The sequence below is a fragment of the Bradyrhizobium sp. Arg816 genome, assembly GCF_029989365.1.
Taxonomy (GTDB): domain Bacteria; phylum Pseudomonadota; class Alphaproteobacteria; order Rhizobiales; family Xanthobacteraceae; genus Bradyrhizobium.
In genome coordinates, this window is the sequence record NZ_JAPRAQ010000012.1 from 180,113 (window position 1) to 195,662 (window position 15,550).

The 15,550-nt window shown below is 64.8% G+C and carries 15 protein-coding genes; 8 read left to right on the forward strand and 7 right to left on the reverse strand.

All coding sequences use genetic code 11. The features are described 5' to 3' along the window. The first annotated feature begins 14 nt into the window (after positions 1–14). On the forward strand, positions 15–1,094 hold the full coding sequence (locus OWC48_RS27605; protein WP_282522798.1) for a zinc-binding dehydrogenase: 1,080 nt from the start codon (positions 15–17) through the stop codon (positions 1,092–1,094). Here OWC48_RS27605 and OWC48_RS27610 read toward each other — a convergent pair. The 3 genes from OWC48_RS27610 to OWC48_RS27620 form a co-directional block, all read right to left on the reverse strand. Beyond that, on the reverse strand, positions 1,072–2,496 hold the full coding sequence (locus tag OWC48_RS27610) for a TAXI family TRAP transporter solute-binding subunit (RefSeq protein ID WP_282522799.1): 1,425 nt from the start codon (positions 2,494–2,496) through the stop codon (positions 1,072–1,074). The two genes, OWC48_RS27605 and OWC48_RS27610, sit on opposite strands and share 23 nt — an antisense overlap. A gap of 51 nt (positions 2,497–2,547) precedes the next feature. Further along, a complete protein-coding gene (gene ppk2 / locus OWC48_RS27615; protein WP_282522800.1) occupies positions 2,548–3,468 on the reverse strand; it encodes a polyphosphate kinase 2 in 921 nt (306 codons plus the stop codon). Between the two features lie 96 nt (positions 3,469–3,564). After that, the gene (locus OWC48_RS27620) at positions 3,565–4,026 is read right to left on the reverse strand and encodes an Lrp/AsnC family transcriptional regulator (protein WP_014497003.1); all 462 of its coding nucleotides are present in this window, start codon (positions 4,024–4,026) and stop codon (positions 3,565–3,567) included. 135 nt (positions 4,027–4,161) lie between these two features. Here OWC48_RS27620 and OWC48_RS27625 point away from each other — a divergent pair, with 135 nt between their 5' ends. After that, on the forward strand, positions 4,162–6,525 hold the full coding sequence (locus OWC48_RS27625) for a transketolase (protein WP_282522801.1): 2,364 nt from the start codon (positions 4,162–4,164) through the stop codon (positions 6,523–6,525). A 204-nt stretch (positions 6,526–6,729) separates the two neighbouring features. Then, positions 6,730–8,160, forward strand: a complete 1,431-nt coding sequence (locus OWC48_RS27630) for an aldehyde dehydrogenase family protein (protein ID WP_282522802.1) — start codon at positions 6,730–6,732, stop codon at positions 8,158–8,160. A gap of 233 nt (positions 8,161–8,393) precedes the next feature. Here OWC48_RS27630 and OWC48_RS27635 read toward each other — a convergent pair whose 3' ends face one another. Next, positions 8,394–9,362, reverse strand: a complete 969-nt coding sequence (locus tag OWC48_RS27635) for an SMP-30/gluconolactonase/LRE family protein (RefSeq protein ID WP_282522803.1) — start codon at positions 9,360–9,362, stop codon at positions 8,394–8,396. A gap of 91 nt (positions 9,363–9,453) precedes the next feature. On the opposite strand from OWC48_RS27635, the gene OWC48_RS27640 reads away from it, so the two are divergent. After that, the gene (locus OWC48_RS27640) at positions 9,454–10,278 is read left to right on the forward strand and encodes an NAD(P)-dependent oxidoreductase (protein ID WP_282522804.1); all 825 of its coding nucleotides are present in this window, start codon (positions 9,454–9,456) and stop codon (positions 10,276–10,278) included. A gap of 83 nt (positions 10,279–10,361) precedes the next feature. On the opposite strand, the gene OWC48_RS27645 is transcribed toward OWC48_RS27640, so the two are convergent. Together OWC48_RS27645 and OWC48_RS27650 are read right to left on the reverse strand one after the other, a co-directional pair. Then, positions 10,362–10,541: a hypothetical protein gene (locus OWC48_RS27645; RefSeq protein ID WP_282522844.1), complete on the reverse strand. Its 180-nt coding sequence runs from the start codon at positions 10,539–10,541 to the stop codon at positions 10,362–10,364. A gap of 29 nt (positions 10,542–10,570) precedes the next feature. Beyond that, positions 10,571–11,476 (reverse strand): transglutaminase family protein, encoded by a 906-nt coding sequence (locus OWC48_RS27650; protein ID WP_282522805.1) that lies wholly within the window; start codon positions 11,474–11,476, stop codon positions 10,571–10,573. A gap of 187 nt (positions 11,477–11,663) precedes the next feature. Between OWC48_RS27650 and OWC48_RS27655 the strand changes: the two genes are divergently transcribed. From OWC48_RS27655 to OWC48_RS27665, 3 genes are all read left to right on the forward strand, one after another. Then, positions 11,664–11,921 carry a GlsB/YeaQ/YmgE family stress response membrane protein gene (locus tag OWC48_RS27655; protein ID WP_282522842.1) on the forward strand — a complete coding sequence of 86 codons (258 nt, stop codon included), beginning with the start codon at positions 11,664–11,666 and terminating at the stop codon, positions 11,919–11,921. 9 nt (positions 11,922–11,930) lie between these two features. Then, positions 11,931–12,359: a hypothetical protein gene (locus OWC48_RS27660; RefSeq protein ID WP_282522806.1), complete on the forward strand. Its 429-nt coding sequence runs from the start codon at positions 11,931–11,933 to the stop codon at positions 12,357–12,359. A gap of 99 nt (positions 12,360–12,458) precedes the next feature. Then, positions 12,459–12,917 carry a MaoC/PaaZ C-terminal domain-containing protein gene (locus OWC48_RS27665; protein WP_282522807.1) on the forward strand — a complete coding sequence of 153 codons (459 nt, stop codon included), beginning with the start codon at positions 12,459–12,461 and terminating at the stop codon, positions 12,915–12,917. A gap of 17 nt (positions 12,918–12,934) precedes the next feature. Here the strand turns inward: OWC48_RS27665 and OWC48_RS27670 are convergent, their stop codons facing one another. Beyond that, complete coding sequence (locus OWC48_RS27670) at positions 12,935–13,621, reverse strand: GntR family transcriptional regulator (protein ID WP_282522808.1); 687 nt, start codon at positions 13,619–13,621, stop codon at positions 12,935–12,937. A 174-nt stretch (positions 13,622–13,795) separates the two neighbouring features. Here OWC48_RS27670 and OWC48_RS27675 point away from each other — a divergent pair, with 174 nt between their 5' ends. Next, positions 13,796–15,514, forward strand: a complete 1,719-nt coding sequence (locus tag OWC48_RS27675) for an IlvD/Edd family dehydratase (protein WP_282522809.1) — start codon at positions 13,796–13,798, stop codon at positions 15,512–15,514. The last annotated feature ends 36 nt before the right edge of the window (positions 15,515–15,550 follow it).

Genomic DNA, 15,550 nt, shown 5'->3' on the forward strand with positions numbered 1-15,550 from the left:
ACGGGAGGAGCCGGATGCGCGCTGCGATTTTCAGGAACGGTGAGATTGTCGTCGACCGAATGGCCGAACCGAAGCCGGGCCCCGGCCAGGTGCTGGTCAGGACGCTCGCCTGCGGCATCTGTGGCTCCGACCTGCACGCGCGCCAGCACGCGCCCCGCATGGTGGAGATGGCAAGGAAGACCGGGCGCACACCGATGGACCTGTCGCGCGACGTCGTGTTCGGCCACGAGTTCTGCTGCGAGATCGTCGATTGCGGCCCCGGCACCGAACGCAAGCTCAAGCCGGGGACGCATGTCTGCTCGCTGCCCGCGCTGGTGACGGCGGAGGGCATCAAGGGGATCGGCTATTCCAACGATCTTGTCGGCGGCTATGCGGAGCAGATGATTTTGAGCGAGCCGCTGTTGCTCGAAGTGCGGAACGGTCTCGCGCCGGAACATGCGGCGCTGACCGAGCCGCTCGCCGTCGGCGTCCATGCCGTGGCGAAAGCCAATATCCGGGGCGGCGAGGTGCCGCTCGTGATCGGTTGCGGCCCGGTCGGCCTCGCGGTGATCGCCGCGCTGAGGATCAAGGGCCTGCATCCGATCGTCGCGGCCGACTATTCGCCGGCGCGGCGTGCGCTGGCCGCAAAGCTGGGGGCCGATATCGTCGTCGATCCCAAGGTGACGCAGCCCTACGCGACTTGGGCCGAGCACGCGCAGATGTCGGAGGCCGAGAAGGCGGTTCGGCCGCCGTTGCAGGCCATGCTGCCGGCACTGAAGCCCGCAATCATCTTCGAATGCGTCGGCGTGCCCGGCCTGTTGCAGCAGGTGTTCGAGGGCGCCCCGCGTGATGCGCGCATCGTGGTGGTCGGTGTCTGCATGGAGACCGACAAGAGCGAACCCATGCTCGGCATCATGAAGGAGCTCAACGTCCAATATGTGCTCGGCTACACGCCCGAGGAGTTCGCGGCATCACTGCGCCTGATCGCGGAAGGGCAGGTGGATGCGGCCGCGATGGTCACCGCCGAGGTCGGCCTTGACGGCGTCGCAAAGGCGTTCGCTGATCTCGCCAATCCTGAGGCGCACACCAAGATCATCGTGCAGCCGTGGAAATAGGGAACGGCTGAAGCACGCCGCCATCGGGTTTCGCGGCGACGTCGGCATCGCTCATCTGGGCGATCACGGCACGGCGATCGACGATCGCCTGGTGGAATTGCGCCAGCACGAGACCGAAGGCGGTGAGGTCGCCGTCTTCGATGGCGCCGTCCTCGTGACAGGCCAGCGTCTCGCGCAGGATGTCGTCGGCTGCGCTCTGCATTGCCGCGAGATCGTCGAGCGACGTCGCCTCGCGCGCGCTGGAGATCGCGTTGAGCAGGCGGTCGCGATGCAGCGCGTTCTCGCTGCGCTCCTCGCGCCGCAGATAATGCCGCAGCCATGCGGCGACCGAGCCGAGGCCGGAGAGCAGCAGCACCACGCCCCAGATGTAGTCGCTGTATTTGTCCATGAAGGTGCGTTCGTTGCCGTCGATAAAGGCGGCGGCTCCCGGATGCGCCGGCAGCGCGGCGTCCTTGTCGGTGTCAGGCTTCTGAATGTGACTGGCGCCGGGCAAGTCCTTCACGAGCGACTGACGGACCGTAAACAGCTCGCGGGTGAAGGTAGCGACCGTGTCCTCGGACAATGAAGCGGGCGCGACGATCAGATGATTGACGGCGATGGTGTCGATCTTGTCGTCCGGCCGCTGCGGCGTCGTGGAAAATGCGCTCGCGGGAATTTCCTCGGATTCGTAGAGCGGATGCCGCTCGGCGATGGCGTCGGAGACGTCGACGGACAGGAACTTGGGCTCGCCACGCAGGCGCGCGGTGGTGGCGATCGTGGTTGCGATCGCCTTGTCGTCGAGTGCGCCCACCATCATGAAGGCGTCGAGCGTCGAGTCCTGGGTCATCTCGGAGATGCGGTCGATACTGAACTGTGCGATCGTGACCTTCTGCGGGTTGACGCCTGACTCGGCGAGGATGACACGGAGCAGATTGAGATTGGCATCGCCAAGGCCGACGACACCGATGCGGCGCCCCGTGAGGGAGGCGATCTCCATGATCTTCCTGGCGGCGCCCTTGCGCGCCGCTGGCGCCCACAACACCACGAAATTTCGCCGCAGGATCGCCACCGAATTGGTGTCGGCCGGCATGGCGAGGTCGCCGCGAGCCACCGCAAGGTCGGCCTTGCCGGCGCCGAGCAGATTGAGGCTTTGTAGCGTGCCGTCGGTCCCGATCGGTACGAGCCGCACCGCGCCACCCCTGGCGTCGAACGCCTTCGCCACCGCCGCAATCAGCGCCTGGTCGTCACTGCCGGCCGGCCCGACCGCGATGCGCAGCGTCGCCGGCTGCCAGACGCAATAGGCGAGGGCCAGAGCGACCGTGAGCACCGAGAGCACGCTTGCGAGCGCGAGCCACGGGCCAAAGCGATTGCGGCGGCGAGACGACGTGTCTCTCCTCACGCTCAGATCGCTCGGCACGGGCATCTCGCTTTCCTCATCGGCAAGCTCGCCCGACGGCAGGCGCGGCGGGTGCCGTCAGTATTTCGAAGGCACGTACATCTCCGGCGGAATCGGGCCGCGGTGATAGTCGGGGTTGCGCACGCGCGGCGGCAGCACTACGGGCACGCGCGCGACCTCCTGGTACGGCATCTGGCTGAGGAGATGCGCGATGCAATTGAGGCGGGCGCGCTTCTTGTCGACGGCGTCGACGATCCACCACGGCGAGTCCGGCAGATGCGTGTGCTCCAGCATCGTCTCCTTGGCCTTGGTGTACGCCTCCCAGCGGCTGCGCGCCTCGACGTCCATCGGGCTCAGCTTCCACTGCTTCAGCGGATCCCTGATACGCATGCTGAAGCGGAACTGCTGCTCGTCGTCGGTGATGGAGAACCAGTATTTGACGAGATTGATGCCGGAACGGATCAGCATCCGCTCGAACTCCGGCACCGTCTTGAAAAACTCCTGGTATTGCTCGTCGGTGCAGAAGCCCATCACGCGCTCGACGCCGGCACGGTTGTACCAGCTGCGGTCGAACAGCACCATTTCGCCGCCGGCCGGCAAATGCGCCACGTAGCGTTGGAAATACCATTGCGTGCGCTCGCGCTCGCTCGGGGCGGGGAGCGCCGCGACACGGCAGATGCGGGGATTGAGGCGCTGGGTGATGCGCTTGATGACGCCGCCCTTGCCGGCGGAGTCGCGGCCCTCGAACAGCACGACGACCTTCTTCTTCTCGCTCTGCACCCAGTCCTGGAGCTTGACCAGCTCGCCCTGGAGGCGGAGCAATTCCCGGAAATACAGCCTGCGGTCCACCGTCGGGCGGAGCGCGTCCGTCTCGTCCAGCAGCTCGTCGAGCCTGCTGTCATCGAGCTCCATCTCCAGCTCTTCGTCGAGATCGTCGGTCATTTCCCGGATGATGCGCTCGCGTTTGGCCATTTCAGGGGTGCGATCGGATGCGGTCATGGGTCCTTCTTTCGGCAGGGTGCCTGTCGCCCGTGACCATCGGCGGGGTTTATTGCGCCCATGTGACACCGGTTCCGAAATTGCCCGGCGGGGCCGTCAGACCGGCAGGGCGATCGAATATTTGACCTGGCTGAGCGCGAAGCTCGATTCGATCGAGGCAATGCCGTCGAGCCGGGTCAGCTTGGTCTTCAGGAAGGTCTCGTAGGAGGCGAGGTCGGCCGCGACGACGCGCAGGAGATAGTCGCGGTTGCCGGTCATCAGGTAGCACTCCAGCACCTCGTCCCATTTCGAGATCGCGCGCGCAAATCGGTTGAGATCCTCTTCCTTCTGCCGCGCCAGCTTGATCGAGATGAAGACGCTGACGTGCAGCCCCAGCGCCTTCTGGTCGACGGTCGCAATGTAGCGGCTGATGACCCCGCGCTCCTCCAGCAGCTTGACCCGGCGATGGCAGGGCGACACCGAGAGCCCGACCTTGTCGGCCAGTTCCTGCATGGTCAGCCGGCTGTCGTTCTGGAGCAAAGCGAGGATTTTCCGGTCGATGGCGTCGAGGTCGGGCATTGGAATGAAACCTGTCTGATGTGGTGTTTCATTGGTAAAGTATCCCAATATTTGGAGGTATGGCGCGAAAAATTGAGAAGTTTGGCGCCGCCCGCAGGCGTATCATCGTGGAACCTGTTTCCGGGAGCCATTGTCATGCCCGTTGATACCGCCCGTCTGGACACATTGACTGCATTGGCCCGCAAGGCGCTGTGGCTGTCGTCATGGACCATCCACCACGCCAACCACATCCGCGCCAATGCGGACGGGCTCAAGGTCGGGGGACACCAGGCCTCGTCCGCCTCGCTCGCGACGATCATGTCGGCGCTGTATTTCAGCGTGCTGCGCCCTGAGGATCGCGTCGCGGTGAAGCCGCATGCGAGCCCGGTGTTCCACGCCATCCAGTACCTGTTCGGCCGGCAGACGCGCGAGAAGCTGGAGAACTTTCGCGGGTTCAAGGGCGCGCAGTCCTATCCCTCGCGCACCAAGGATGTCGACGACGTCGATTTCTCCACCGGTTCCGTCGGCCTCGGCGTCGCGCAGACGTTGTTTGCCTCGCTGGTGCAGGACTATGTCAAGGCGCATGGCTGGATGAAGGACCGCCGCGAAGGGCGGATGATTGCCCTGGTCGGCGATGCCGAGATGGATGAGGGCAACATTTTCGAAGCGCTCGCCGAAGGCTGGAAGCACGGCCTGCGCAACACCTGGTGGGTGGTCGACTACAACCGCCAGTCGCTCGACGCCGTCGTGCGCGAAGGGCTCTGGGAAAAGTTCGAGACCATGTTCCGCAATTTCGGCTGGGACGTGGTGATCGTGAAATACGGCCGCCTGATGCGTGAAGCCTTTGCCGAGCCCGGCGGCGAGGCGCTTAAAGCTTGGATCGACAATTGCCCGAACGCGCTCTACGCGGCGCTATGCTTCCAGGGCGGTGCCGCCTTCCGCAAGCATCTGCACGACGAGATCGGCGACCAGGGCCCGATCACCAAGCTGATCGACAAGCGCAGCGACGAGGAACTGCTGGCGCTGATGTCGAACCTCGGCGGCCACGACATGGCGAGCATGCTGGAGGCGTTCGAGTCGATCGATCACGATCGCCCGGTCTGCTTCATCGCCTACACCATCAAGGGCGTCGGCCTGCCCTTCCAGGGCCACAAGGACAACCACGCCGGCCTGATGACGGTCACGCAGATGGAGAAATATCGCGAGAGCCAGAACATCCGTCCGGGCCACGAATGGGACAAGTACGAGGGCCTCGCGCAGGACGCCGCCGAGCTCGACGCCTTCCTCGCGCGCGTGCCGTTCAACCAGGACGGCCGCCGGCTGACCGCGCCTGTTATCGAGGTGCCCCAGCAGCTCGCGTTCAAGCCGTCGCCGCAGATGTCGACCCAGCAGGGCTTTGGCCTCGTGCTGAACGAGATCGCGCGCGACGACAGCGAGCTGGCCAGACGCATCGTCACGACCTCGCCCGACGTCACGGTCTCGACCAATCTCGGTCCGTGGGTGAACCGGCGCGGCCTGTTCGCGCGCGGCGAGAGGGCGGACTTATTCCGCAGCGAGAAAATTCCCTCCACGTTCAATTGGGACTTCTCTCCCAAGGGCCAGCATCTCGAGCTCGGCATCGCCGAGATGAACCTGTTCATCATGCTCTCAGCGCTCGGCCTGTCGCACCAGATCAATGGCGAGCGGCTGTTGCCGGTCGGCACGCTCTACGATCCCTTCATCGAGCGCGGCCTCGATGCGCTGAACTATGCCTGCTACCAGGATGCGCGCTTCATGGTGGCGGCGACGCCGTCAGGCATCACGCTCGCGCCTGAAGGCGGCGCGCACCAGTCGATCGCGACGCCGTTGATCGGCATGGCGCAGGACGGGCTCGCCTCGTTCGAGCCGGCCTTCGTCGACGAGCTCGCCGTGATCATGGCTTGGGGCTTCAATCACATGCAGCGCGATCCGGGCGAGGGCGGCTCGGTCTATTTGCGGCTCTCGACGCGCAGCATCGAGCAGGCGCAGCGGATCATGACGCCGGAGCTTGCGCAGGGCATCACCGACGGCGCCTATTGGCTGCGCAAGCCGGGGCCCAATGCCGAACTCGTGATCGCCTATACCGGCGCGGTCGCGCCCGAAGCGATCGAGGCGACCGGCTTCATCGGCGAGAGCCGCCGCGACATCGGCCTGCTCGCGATCACCTCGGCGGATCGTCTGCATGCAGGTTGGACCGCGGCGCGGAAATTGCGGCGTGATCGGCGGGGTGTGCAGCATCTCAGCCACATCGAAAAGCTGCTCGCACCGCTGCCGCGCGACTGCGGCATCGTGACCGTGATCGACGGCCATCCCTCCGCGCTCGGCTGGCTCGGCAGCGTCCGCGGTCATCGCGTCGAGGCGCTCGGCGTCGAGCAGTTCGGCCAGACCGGCACCATCGCGGACCTCTACCGCCATTACGGCATTGATGCGAATGCGATCATCGATGCGGCGGAAAGCCTCACCACCGGCGCGCCGGTGCTGCACCGGAAGATGGCGGTGTAGCTGAAGTAACCCGGCCGTCATTCCACGGGATAATGCGCGCCCCGGAATGACGGCGGGGCCACCTTGCCTCGTTCCCGCCATCGGCTCATATATCCTCCGTCCGCCGCAACGCTGGCCCCGCATATGGCGGGTTCAATTGCCGGCGCTTTCGTGCAAGGATGCCTGCCGAAACGCCCCCTCCAAGCCCCCAAGAAGAGGTTAACGATGGTCAATCGCATGCAATTCTACATCGACGGCGCCTGGGTCGATCCCGCCGTCAAGAAGTCCACCGCCGTGGTCAATCCCGCGACGGAAGAGGCGATGTACGAGGTTGCGCTGGGCTCCAAGGCTGACGTCGACAAGGCCGTCACTGCTGCCAAGCGCGCCTTTGCAACCTTCTCCCAGACCAGCCGCGAGGAGCGCGTCGCGCTGCTCACGAAAGTCATCGAGATCTACAAGGGCCGCCTCAAGGAGATCGGCGCCGCCGTCTCCGACGAGATGGGCGCGCCGCTGCCGATGGCGGAGAAGCTCCAGGCCGGCGCCGGCCTCGGCCACCTCATGACCACGCTCGACGTGCTCAAGAACTACCATTTCGAGGAACCGGTCGGCACCGCCATGGTGCTGCGTGAGCCGATCGGCGTGGTCGGCATGATCACGCCCTGGAACTGGCCGCTGAACCAGATCGCCTGCAAGGTCGCGCCCGCGCTCGCCGCCGGCTGCACCATGATCCTGAAGCCGTCGGAGTTCACCCCGACCTCGGCTTTGATCTTCGCGGAAATCCTCCACGAAGCCGGCGTGCCGAAGGGCGTGTTCAACCTCGTCAACGGCCTCGGCCCCGAGGTCGGGGCCGCCATGAGCGAGCACCCCGACATCGACATGATCTCGTTCACCGGCTCGACCCGCGCCGGCATCGACGTGGCCAAGCGCGCCGCGCCGACCGTGAAGCGCGTCAGCCAGGAGCTCGGCGGCAAGTCGCCGAACGTGATCCTCGAAGGTGCCGACCTGCAGAAGGCGGTGACCGGCGGCGTGATGCACATGTTCAACAATTCCGGCCAGTCCTGCAACGCGCCCTCGCGCATGATCGTGCCGCTGTCGAAGATGAAGGACGTCGCCGCGATCGCGAAGGCTGTCGCCGACAAGACCAAGGCGGGCGATCCGCGCGCCGACGGCACCACGATCGGCCCCGTGGTCAACCGCGGCCAGTGGGACAAGATCCAGGGGTTGATCAAGAAGGGCATCGACGAGGGCGCAACGCTCGTCGCCGGCGGCCCGGGCCTGCCCGAGGGCGTCAACAAGGGCTTCTACGTCCGTCCGACCATCTTCGCCGACGTCACCCCCGACATGACGATCGCCCGTGAAGAAATCTTCGGACCGGTGCTGACCATCATCGGCGCCAAGGACGAGTCTGAGGCCGTGCAGATCGCCAACGACACGCCGTATGGCCTTGCTGGTTACGTTACGGGTGCTTCGGTCGAGGACGCCAAGCGCGTCGGCCGGCAGATCCGCGCCGGCAACGTCAACCTCCAGGGCGTGCCCAACGACCGCACCGCGCCGTTCGGCGGCTACAAGCAGTCGGGCAACGGCCGCGAGTGGGGCAAGTACGGCCTCGAGGACTTCCTCGAAGTGAAGGCGGTCGCCGGCTTCAACGCGGCGTAAGTTTTTCGCCTGAACGAACAACGCGCCGGAGCGGGAGACCGCTCCGGCGTTTTTTTGTAGCCCGCATGGAGCGAAGCGTAATGCGGGACCGGTCCCCGGATTGCGCTTCGCTCCATCCGGGCTACACGGCTCCTTCGTAGGGTGGGCGAAGGAGCGAAGCGACGTGCCCACCATTGCGCGACGAACGAGGAGTGGTGGGCACGCTTCGCTTTGCCCACCCTACGAGTGCAGCGCTAGCCGCCGACCGCACCCTGCGTGTTCACATACAGCGCGTAGATCGACTGGCTCGCCGCCATGAACAGGCGGTTGCGCTTGACGCCGCCGAAGCAGAGATTGGCGCAGCGCTCGGGCAGCGCGATGCGGCCGATCATGACGCCGTCGGGCGCGAACACCACGACGCCGTCGAGCTCGGGATCGCCCATGCCCCAGCCGCACCAGAGATTGCCGTCGATGTCGCAGCGCATGCCGTCCGGTGTGCCCGGGCCGGCATCGATGTGGACGCGCTTGTTGGAGATCGTGGTGCCGTCAAGCGAGACGTCATAGGCGAGGATCTTTCGGTTCGGCACGCCGCGCGATTCCACGACATACAGGATCTTCTCGTCGGGCGAGAAGCACAGCCCGTTCGGACCGAGCACGCCCTCGGCAACGATGGTCGCCTTGCCGGTCGCGGGATCGAGCCGATAGACGTTCGGCTCGATCTCGGGCTCCGCCTTGTAGCCTTCGTAATTGCCGAGCAGGCCGAAGGTCGGATCGGTGAACCAGATCGAGCCGTCGGACTTCACCACGACGTCGTTCGGCGAGTTCAGCCGCTTGCCATTAAAGGAATCCATCAGCACGCTGATGCTGCCGTCATATTCGGTGCGCACCACGCGCCGCCCGCCATGCTCGCAGGTGACGAGCCGGCCCTGACGATCCCTGGTGTTGCCATTGGCGAAATTCGAGGGCTTTCGGAAAACCGAGACGGTTCCGGTCTCCTCCTCCCATTTGATGATGCGCTGGTTCGGAATGTCGCTGCACAAGAGATAGCGGCCGTCGCCGAACCACACGGGCCCCTCGGCCCAGCGCAGGCCGGTCGCCAGCCGCTCCACCGCCGACAGCTTCAGCCAGTATTTTTCGAAGCGGGGGTCCAGTGCTTTTATCGCCGGATCGGGGTAATAGGTCGCCGGCCGCCAGCCTTGAGTGTGGGACGATGCATCGTTCATGTGCAGGTCTCTTTGTTGCGTTCCCTCTGTCCAAGTCTGCTAGCATCAGTTATCTACGGCCGCAAATCGGTCACCACGGGCGAGGGAAGACATGCCGCGTATTTTGATGACGGGAGCTTCGGGCGGAATCGGCACGAGCCTGCGAAAGCTGCTGCCGCCGATCTATCCGGATCTCCTGCTCTCCGACATCAAGCCGCCCGCCGATCTCGGTGCGAACGAACAATTCAAGGCGGCGGATCTCGCCGATCTCGCGCAGTGCGAGGCGATCTGCGAGGGCGTCGACGGCATCATCCATTTCGGCGGCTATTCGGTCGAAGGCACCTGGGACCAGATCCTCCAGGCCAACATCATCGGCGGCTACAATCTGTTCGAGGCCGCCTACCGCAAGGGTGTCAAGCGCGTGGTGTTCGCCTCGTCCAACCACGCCGTCGGCTTCTATCCCCGCCACCACAAGATCGGGACCGACGTCACCCCGCGCCCCGACGGCCGTTATGGCGTCAGCAAGGTGTTCGGCGAGGCCGTCGGTGCGCTCTACGCCGACAAGCATAGCCTGAAGGTGACCTGCCTGCGCATCGGCAATTTCGGCGACATGCCGCTCGACCAGCGCCGGCTCTCGATCTGGCTGAAGCCCGACGACCTCGTGCAGCTCTGCCGCATCGGGCTCGAACATCCCGACATTCATTTCGAGGTCTTCTACGGCGCCTCCCTCAACGAGCGCGCCTGGTGGGACAACCACCGCGCCTACGAATTCGGCTATCGCCCGACAGGGCGCGCCGAGGATTTCCGCGAGCACGCCATGGCCGAGCAGGCCAAGCTGAAGCCGGATCCGGTCGGCGACCACTATCAGGGCGGCGCGTTCTGCAGCAACGAGTTCGACGGCGACGCGAGCCGGATCATTGATTGGAATAAGCGCTGAAATGCCATGCCCCCTCTCTATAGTGATGAGGTGAGGGGGCCTCTACGCGGCACGCGCGCCGGCACGCAGCCTAGTCCATGCCTTCATCGGGAATGTTCAATACGGTGCGCGAGCAGTGCCTTGGCGAGATTCAGGAAAAGGGTCACGCCAAAGATCATGATGACGACGGTGATCAGGCGGCCGCTGCCCTTCAGGGCCTCAAATGGGACGGCGACGGCGTCGAGCGGCCCATGTCCCTTCGTACTGTTGCGATAAAATGCCATGGTCAGCGACCGCCGCGCATCTCGGTAGCCTATGCTTCCGAAGGATCGAGCATTTCGCCGATCTTGTTGACGGCGACATTGATCGACATGCCCTGGTAATCGCCGGGATCGCCGAACCACGAGCCAGTCAGCGGCACGGCCTGGCCCGGATGCCGCGCGATCGCCACCGGAATGAGGTCGAAGCCGGCGCTCAAACTGTTGGTCGGATCGTAATCCAGCCAGCCGGCGCCGGGCAGGAATACCTGCACCCATGCGTGGGTCGCGCCCGAGCCGGTCATGCCCACGGCGCCGCCATCGAGCGCCGCGTCATAGAGATAACCGCTGACGAAGCGAGCGGCGAAGCCGAGCCGGCGCAACGTCTCGATCATCAGCCAGGCGAAGTCCCGGCAGGTGCCCGATTTCGTGCGCAGCGTTTCGCCGGGTGTCTGTGTGCCTTCGGCATCTCTGCCGCGATAGCTGAAGTCGCTGCGAAACTTGCCGAGCATTCGGCGCAGCACGTCGGCGGTCCGATCCTGATCGCCGGCAACGAAGCTCTTGGTCCACGCCGCATGACTGCCGTCTGCATCGTCGGTATGCGGGCGCAGGTAACCGGCAAGGTCGGTCCATTCGTCCGGGGTGTACTGCACGGGGACCTCCTCGGCCCGGGGCTCCAGCGGAAATGTCTCCAGACCCTTGATGCCGAAATAGACGCCACGAACCCTGAACGTGAAGGTCAGCTCGCTGCCGGGTTCGCTGAAGTCCATCACCGTGACGGCATTGGAGCGGGAGTCGGTGACCCAACGCACCTTTGACGGCAGGCTGGTCGAAGCGGACCAGCGAAGCAGCCGGGTCGAGGCGCCGCGCCGCGGCAGGAACATCGCCCGGTGCGTGCCGAAGGTCACCGGCTTTGCATAGCGGTAGGTCGTGGTGTGCGTGATCTCGCCAATGATCGCCATGCATTGATCCGCTTCGCATTGCGCGGCTCGTTGAGCACCGTCCACACAAGAAAGAGCAGGCGCCAGCCTTCGGTTCGGCCGCTGCTGCCTATTGATCTAGATCAACGTCGTTCCCGAGATCGTCTGGCCCATCAAGCGATCACGCCTTCAGACGTAGATGTGCAAACTGACCAAATGGAGCGATGGCATGGGCATACTTTGGACGATTATCATCGGATTTATTGTTGGAGTGGTTGCGAAGTTCATCATGCCCGGCGACAAGTCCGAGCCCAAGGGGTTCATCTTGACGACGGTTCTGGGAATTGTCGGCGCGTTCGTTGCGACCTGGCTCGGTCAAGCCGTGGGATGGTATCATTTCGGGGAGGGCGCCGGCTTCATCGGGAGCATCGTCGGAGCCATCATTCTCCTCTTCGTGTACGGGCTTGTCATGGGTCGTCGCGCCTGATCGGCCCGCATGATCCGGTTGCGCAAGAAATTCAAACTGCCTGCCGTCGCGATGCTCGCGATGATCGTATCAGGACCGGCGCGAGCCGCAGCCCTCAGCGACGCCGAGGCGACGTTTCTCGACCAGCTCGTCACCGCATCCGTGGTGCTGGAGCAGCGATGCGACGGTTACGAGGTCGATGGTGCCGGCGGCGTTCAACTCGGCGCCCGGCTTCTCGGCAGCCCTGAGGCGGCGATGGCCATGATCGACGCCTATGCCGCCGCCATCAAGGCTCGCGGCGGCGAGAGCTACGATCCCGGCAAGTTCCGCCCCGAGGTGCGTGAGGCGGCCGGCAAAACGTTCAGGCGCGTCCGGGCGGACTTGATCAGGGACCCGAAAAGGGCCTGTGCTGACTACGGCGATGCCAGCGTGGATCGCGGTTTGCTGAGGCGGTACTGAACGTGCGTATGCGGTAGCGCCGAACCGCGCCATCTGCAGACCTTGAGCGGCGGGACGGGTAGGGTTGCATCACATCCAGCCAGCACGTGGGAGGCGTTGATGGCCATCCTGTATTTCGACGAGGCTGAGGTCGGCAGATTGCGGACGGCGGGCCCGTATCAGGTATCGAAGGACGAAATCATCGAATTTGCCAGGAAGTTCGACCCGCAGCCCTTTCATGTCGATGAGGAAGCTGCCGCGCGCTCGGTCTTTGCGGGGCTGACGGCATCAAGTGCTCACACCTTCGCGATCCTCATTTCGTTGTTGAGCAAGACACAGCCCTTTTCGCTTCGTGTCCTGGCCGGGCTCGGTTTTGATGAACTCAGGTTGCCCGCGCCGGTGCGCCCGGGAGACGAGCTTGGTCTTGAGGTGACGATCCTAGAGAAGCGCGAAACCAAGTCGCATTCCGACAGGGGTGTCGTCCGCAACCAGATTCATCTCCGCAATCAAAAGCGTGAAATCGTGCTGCAATGCATCGGCACAGTCCTCGTCGCGCGCCGGCCGGTCGCGAGTTCCTGAGACGTCGAAGCGAAGCCCTACCGTCGCGCCTCTTCTCCCGCAATCCTTGCCAGATAATCCGACTTGCTGAACTGCATGTGATCGACACACAGCTGCGCCAGCGCCCAGCTGTCGCGGCCCTTCAACAGCTCGATCATCAACTCATGCTGGCGCCGCGATTGCGCGAGGCCATCGCGGTCGGCGAGGTTTTTCGCGCGCATCGGCAGCGTCAGGCTCATGTAGTCCTGGAGCGAGCGGACGAGATAGGGATTGCCGCAGGCCGAGAACAGCGCGAGGTGAAAGGCGTCGTTGGCCTCGTGGATGCCGCGCAGATCCTGCACATCGGCTTTCGCGCAATATTGCCGCTGCAGCGCGGTCAGCTCGTCGATCAGGGCTTGCGGTGCGGGCAGGGGGATCATCAGCGCGGCCTGCCGCGTCAGCATCTCGCGGACCTCGTAGATCTGCCGGACTTCCTCGGCCGAGTAGAACCGCACGGTGGCGCCGACGTTCTTCTCGCGCCGGACGATGCCGCGACGCTCCGCATCCACCAAGGCCTGCCGCACGAAGTGCCGGGAGGTGCCGTAGCGCGACATCAGCGCGTCCTCGGTGAGGCGCGCGCCCGGCGGCAGGCGGCCGAAGATGATGTCCTCTTCCAGCCGCGCGACGACATCGTCCGGATCGTCGCGCCGGACCGGCAGTGCCTCAGCGGTGCGAATGTCGGACATGCCCTCAGCCTCCGGCTTCGGCCGGTCCGCCTTGTGGAGCAGGGAAGGGACGGATTGTCAATAATTTGTGCCGCAAGCGGCGCTCGGGGCGAGAAGGTGCGGCGATATAGACCAATCTTATTGACAATCAGGGGGTAGGCTGTACGACAATGGCAACGTGAATGGAGTGGCATGATGACGAGTGGCTTGCGTAAAGGGCTGACGAGCTATGGCGATGCCGGCTTCTCGCTGTTCCTGCGCAAGGCGTTCATCAAGGCCATGGGTTATTCCGACGACGCGCTGGAGCGCCCGATCGTCGGCATCACCAACACCTACAGCGACTACAATCCCTGCCACGGCAACGTTCCGCAGATCATCGAGGCGGCCAAGCGCGGCGTGATGCTGTCGGGCGCGATGCCGTTCGTGTTCCCGACCATCTCGATCGCCGAGAGCTTTGCGCATCCGACCTCGATGTATCTGCGCAATCTGATGGCGATGGACACCGAGGAGATGATCCGGGCTCAGCCGATGGATTCGGTGATCGTGATTGGCGGCTGCGACAAGACGCTTCCGGCGCAGGTCATGGCCGCGATCAGCGCCGACCTGCCGACCGTGGTCATTCCCGTCGGTCCCATGGTCGTCGGCCACCATAAGGGTGAGGTGTTAGGTGCCTGCACCGACTGCCGCCGTCTCTGGGGCAAGTATCGCGCCGGTGAAATCGACGATGCCGAGATCGAGGCGGTCAATGGCCGCCTCGCGCCGTCGGTCGGCACCTGCATGGTGATGGGCACGGCCTCGACCATGGCCTGCATGATCGAAGCCATGGGCCTGTCGCTGCCGATGAGCGCGACCATTCCCGCGCCGCATGCCGAGCGCTTTCGCCTGGCCGAAGCGAGCGGCAGGGTTGCGGCCGAAATGGCCAAGACCAAGGGGCCGAAGCCGAGCGAATTGCTGACGCCGGCGTCGTTCAGGAATGCGCAGGTCGTGCTCCAGGCGATCGGCGGCTCGACCAACGGCCTGATCCATTTGACGGCAATGGCGCACCGCTCGCCTCACCGCCTCGATCTCGAAGTGTTCGACCAGATCGGCCGCGAGGTGCCGGTGCTGGTCGATCTCAAGCCGTCGGGCGAACATTACATGGAGCATTTCCACCACGCCGGTGGCGTGCCGAAATTGCTGGCGCAGCTCGGCGATCTCGTCGATCTCGACGCGAAGACCATCAGCGGCCAGACGCTGCGCGATGTCGTCGCGAATGCGGAGGACGTGCCGGGCCAGGATGCGATCCGTCCGCGCGACAATCCGATCAAGAAGGAAGGCGGCCTTGCCGTCCTGCACGGCAATCTCGCCCCGCGCGGTGCCGTCATCAAGCAGTCGGCCGCGAGCCCCAAGCTGTTGCAGCACACCGGGCGCGCGGTGGTGTTCGAATCCGTCGAGGACATGACCTTGCGGGTCGACCAGCCCGATCTCGACGTGAACTCCGACGACGTGCTGGTGCTGCGCAACGCCGGCCCCAAGGGCGCGCCCGGCATGCCGGAGGCGGGTTATCTGCCGATCCCGAAGAAGCTCGCGCGCGGCGGCACCAAGGATATGGTGCGCATTTCGGATGCGCGCATGAGCGGCACCGCGTTCGGCACCATCGTGCTTCACATCACGCCGGAGTCAGCCGTCGGCGGACCGCTCGCGCTGGTGAAGAACGGCGACATGATCCGGCTGGATGTTGCCAAGCGCAGCATCGAGCTGCTGGTCGATGCCGCCGAGCTGGAGCGCCGGCACGCCGCATTGAAGCCGGCCGCAGCACCCGACGAGGCGCGGCGCGGCTACGCCTGGCTGTTCAACGAGACCATCATGCAGGCCGACGAGGGCTGCGACTTCGATTTCATGCAGAGGACTGGGAAGCAGACTGAGAAGGGGTGACGAGCCACCCGAACGAGCGCTCAGACCGTACAAGCG